The sequence below is a fragment of the Nonomuraea zeae genome, assembly GCF_005889725.1.
Lineage (GTDB): Bacteria > Actinomycetota > Actinomycetes > Streptosporangiales > Streptosporangiaceae > Nonomuraea > Nonomuraea zeae.
On sequence record NZ_VCKX01000520.1, the window covers coordinates 1 to 4,500 of the forward strand.

At 67.6% G+C, this 4,500-nt stretch carries 2 protein-coding genes; both read right to left on the bottom strand.

Annotated elements, in window-relative coordinates; translation table 11 throughout:
- Positions 1-578 precede the first annotated feature (578 nt).
- Complete coding sequence (locus ETD85_RS60360) at positions 579-1,343, bottom strand: hypothetical protein (protein ID WP_138698780.1); 765 nt, start codon at positions 1,341-1,343, stop codon at positions 579-581.
- Between the two features lie 1,400 nt (positions 1,344-2,743).
- Positions 2,744-4,423 (bottom strand): DNA polymerase/3'-5' exonuclease PolX, encoded by a 1,680-nt coding sequence (polX, locus tag ETD85_RS60365; protein WP_138698781.1) that lies wholly within the window; start codon positions 4,421-4,423, stop codon positions 2,744-2,746.
- Positions 4,424-4,500 lie beyond the last annotated feature (77 nt).

Here is a 4,500-nt window from a genome sequence, read left to right on the forward strand (position 1 = left end):
GTCGGGGTGTCGGGGTGTCGGGGCGTCGGGTGCGGCGGTGCGGCGGTGTTGGGTAACGCTGTGTTGTGGCGTTGTGGCGTTGTGGTGCTGGGAGTGTCAGGGGCGTCGGGGTAGCGCAGTGTGCCGGTGCTGGGAACGTCAGTTTGACGCCGTGCCGGGAGTGTCGCGGTGGTCCGGTGCCGGGGGCGACGCTGGAACCCAGCGAGGTGGTCGCGGGCGCAGGCTGTCTGGAGAGCGTCCACGCCCCTTGGAGATCAGGTGCGTGTTCACAGGCTGCGGTCCTGCTCGTCGAGAGTGCCGGGGTGCTGGGTCATGGGTACCGAGGTACTCCGGTAACAGATGTGTGCGCGGTACCGGGTGCAACGGACGAAGGAGTCTCGGGAGTGCGGATGCCGAGATGGTGGGATTGGCCGGGTCTGAGGTGTAGGGAGAAGCCTGCTCCCGGTACTGGTCGGGCTCGGGTCCGGGAACAGGCCCGGGTCGGGGTGCATGAGAGAGGGAATGGCTGGGTCCGCGTGTAGAGGGAGAGATCGGCTGGGTCTGGGTGCAGGGGTGGAGGAGCCAGGCTGGGTGTGGGGTTAGGACGGAGCGGTGAGGGCTGCTGGGAGGTTCACGATCGAGTCGAACGGTTCGCCGGCGTTGAGGCGGTCGATCAGGGACAGAACGCCCGCGCTGGAGCCGTTGGTTCGCAGCCAGCGGTTTACCTGGCAGGCGGACTTGGCGTAGGTGTCTGGGTCCTTGGTGGCTGCGCTTAACCATTCTTCGAGCGTCACCGGGAGTGGGCCTGTCGGGGGGACTAGGCAGCGGTCTGGCGCCGATCGGGGCGCGAGGTAGCGGCTGTCGTCGGAGACCACTACGGCCAGGCCCTCGTCGAACCATTGAGGCACGTCACCGCTCGTGAGCCGGTTGTGCAGCTCGACGTGGGACATCTCGTGAGAGGCGATCGTTGCGTTCAGGCCTCGAGGTGAGAGCATCACCGCTCGGTTGAGGACCGCTATGCCGCGCTCCTTCCGGCCGCCGATGCGCTGGTAGCAGGCTTCGGTCAGGCAGATGAGGAGGCTGGGAGAGCTTGTCTGGTTGCCGTAGAAGCCGATGACCAGTTGGCGGGCCTGGGCGACCACTTGGTGCACTTGTGATCGCTGGGCATCGGACAGGTTGGCTTCCGTGTAGACGCCTTCTTCCGTCTCGGTCAGGCCGTAGCAGCCGGGACATGTGGTGGAGGCTACGGAGGGGTAGGCGAAGGCGACTCCGGCAGTGGCGGCTACGAGGAGCACGATGAACGCCACCAGCGCTGCGAGGATGCGTGCTCGCAGCTTGCGTGGCTTCTTCCGCGTGGCGTGCATGCCCGGGGGTCCTCCTGGGTCGAGGGGTGAGCTGGTGAGGACACTCTGCCGGAACGTTGGGCGGGCCACATCCACCTGGAGTTTGTCATTCTTGGGGTTGATGGTGGCTGACGGTCGGCTGTGTTTCTGCTTGCTGAGCGTGGTCGGCCTCGGCGGCTCGTGCGGTCCGAAGCTTTCGTGGGTTGCGGGGCGTCGGTTTGTGGAGGTTGCGCCGCTCGTGCGGGTCGAGGGGTGTCGGTTTGTGGAGGTTGCGCCGCTCGTGCGGGTCGAAGGGCGCCGACTTGAGGAGGTCGGGCGCTCGTACGTGTGAAGGGGGCGGTGGCCGTGGAGGTCGAAGCTCATGTTGGTCAAGGACCGGTAGCTTGCGGTCGAGGTTTGCGTGGGTTGAGGAATGTTGGCTCGTGTGGGTCAAGGAAAGTGCCATGGCGGCAGGGCGGGCTTCTGTGAGCGGTGGTGCTGGGTTAAGAAGTGGGCAAAATGTCATGGTTTGTGGTGTTAAGTCCACAAGCCATGAGCAGCATTCCCGCTGACGCACGCGTGCGGGGGAGGGGTCGCTAATGAGGATTGCCGCCTGTTTATTCCGGCGTCGTCGTTGCGCTCGCGTTCGGCGGCCTGGGATTGACGAGCGCTCGCGCCGCCCCGCAGGTCGGCCTGCGGAGCGCCGTCCGTCCAACGCATGCCCGTCCAACGCATGCCCGTCCAACGCATGCCCGTCCAACGCATGCCCGTCCAGAGCTTGCTCGTCCGATGCCTGGCCTTCGGATCGGCGCGCAGCCGGGGGTGGCCCGGCCCTGGGCGGCGCGGCCGGTGGCGGTACGGCCCGCACCGCGAGCGGTGCAGCTGACGCCGTGAGCGGTACGGCCGAGGCCACGAGCGGTACAGCCGGTGGCCGTCGTGTCGGCTGCGCTGAGGGCCGAGACCTTCCGCTACGTGATGACCGTGGAGGACTCGGCGCCTGTCAGGGCGGGCCCGAGGAAGAAGTATCGCGCCCGGGACGAGTGGCCACGCTCCAACGAGCCGATCAAGGCGAGCTGCGCCGCCCGGGGGCGCGGGCTCGATCACTGGGTACAGGTCCAGCGGGCCGACCACGACAGCCTTTGGGACTGGCGCAACCGGTTCCAACCTCGGAGTGGGTGAATCCCGTGTACGACTGTCTGCCGCCCCGGAGAGGCCCCTTATTACCGGTGCGGCGCCTTGTCGGGTGGTTGAGTGAACGTGTGCTGGTGCTGGCCTGTTGGCGTGCGCGTACCTGACTCGCCCGCACGCAGGTGCACAGCCCCCCCCAAAGGCGCCCCCGCGTAGACCAGTGCCTGGAGCCAGCCTGGTCACAAGGCGGCAAGGTAACGGCAGCGGTGTAGAGGGCGCCATCACTAAGGCAGACGCAGATGTAGAGGGGGGCGTCAGCGTCCCAGGAACGACAGCAGGCGCTCCAACGGCCAAGTGTTGATGACATCATCCGTCGTCAGCCACGCCCGCTGCGCGATCCCCACCCCGTATCGCTGATGCGCCAGATGCGGGATCGCGTGCGAGTCGCTGTCGATCGAGAACTTCACCCCATGATGCTTGGCCAGCCGCACCAGGTCCGACGGCAGGTCTGAGCGGTCGGGGTAGGAGTCGATCTCCATGGCCGTCCCCGTGCGGGCGGCCGCGCGGAAGACGGCCTCCCAGTCGGCGTCCACCGGAGGGCGCTTGCCGATCTTCCGGGTCGTCGGGTGGCCGATGATGTCGACGTACGGGTTTTCGCACGCGGTGATGAAGCGGCGCGTCATCTCATCCTTGGACATCCCGAAATGGGAGTGCACCGACGCCACGCACACGTCGAACTCCCGCAGGATCTCCGCCGGCCAGTCCACCGAGCCGTCGGGGGCGATGTTGAGCTCGGTGCCGTGCAGGATGCGCATGCCGGGATATTTTCGTTGCAGCTGCGCCACCTGCTCCCGCTGCTCCAGCGCCTTGTCCAGGGTCATCCGCTGCATCGTCAGGTCGGGTGCGTGGTCGGTGACCGCGTAGTAGGCGTAGCCGCGCGCGTGGCCGGCCGCCACCATGTCCTCCAGGGACGCGATCCCGTCCGTCAGGTCGGTGTGGGTGTGCAGGTCGCCCTTGAGGTCGGCCAGCTCCACCAGCTCGGGCAGCTCCCCCTTCAGCGCCGCCTTGACCTCCCCGCCGTCCTCCCGCATCGGCGGCGGCACGAACTGCATGCCGAGGGCGGCGTAGATGTCCTCCTCCGACTCGGCGGCGATCACCCGCTCGCCCTCGAACAGCCCGTACTCGGACAGCTTCCAGCCGCGCTTCACCGCCATCTCCCTGATGGCGACGTTGTGCTCCTTGGAGCCGGTGAAGTATTGCATCGCCGCGCCCCACGACTCGGCGGGCACCACCCGGAGGTCCACCTGGGTGCCGGAGGTGGTGCGGATCGAGGTCTTCTTGTCACCGGCCGCGATGACCTCGGCGACGTAGGGCTGGGCGCGGAAGGCGGTCATGATGGACTCGGGCGCGACGGCGAGGATGTCGATGTCGCCGATCGTGTCCTTCATCCGCCGCAGCGAGCCCGCGTAGGCGATGCGCTCGGCCTCCAGCGAACCGATCACCTGCTCGGCCAGCGACATGGCCACGCCGATGTGCACCCGGCGGCCCGACTGCTCAAGCTGCTCGACGCCCTTGAGCAGGTTGGCCAGGGTCTTCGGGCCGAGCCCCTTGACGCCGTCGAGGCGGCCGGAGGTGATCGCCTCGCTCAGCGCCACCGGCGAGTCGATGCCGTAGTCCTCGAACAGCATGATCGCCGTCTTGGGCCCCAGCGTGGGGACCTTGGTCAGCCTGCGGACGCCGTCGGGCACCCGGCCGCGCAGGTCGTCGAGCTGCCGGAAGCTCCCGCGCTGCAGGAACTCCTCCATCTTCTTGGCGATCGCCTCGCCGACCCCGGGGACGGATCGCACGTCCACGACCGAGATGTCCTCGGGGAACCCCGCGATCGCCTTGGCCGCCTTCTGGTAGCTCCGCACCCGGAAGGCATCGCCACCGCAGAGCGCGAACAACTCCGCGTATTCTTGCAGCGCCGACGCCGCGTCATCATTTGCCCGCATGCCCTTACCTTAGGATCCCGGGCCGACAATCCTGGATCCCCGACCCGGACCCCCGACCCTGTCTATTATACACATCT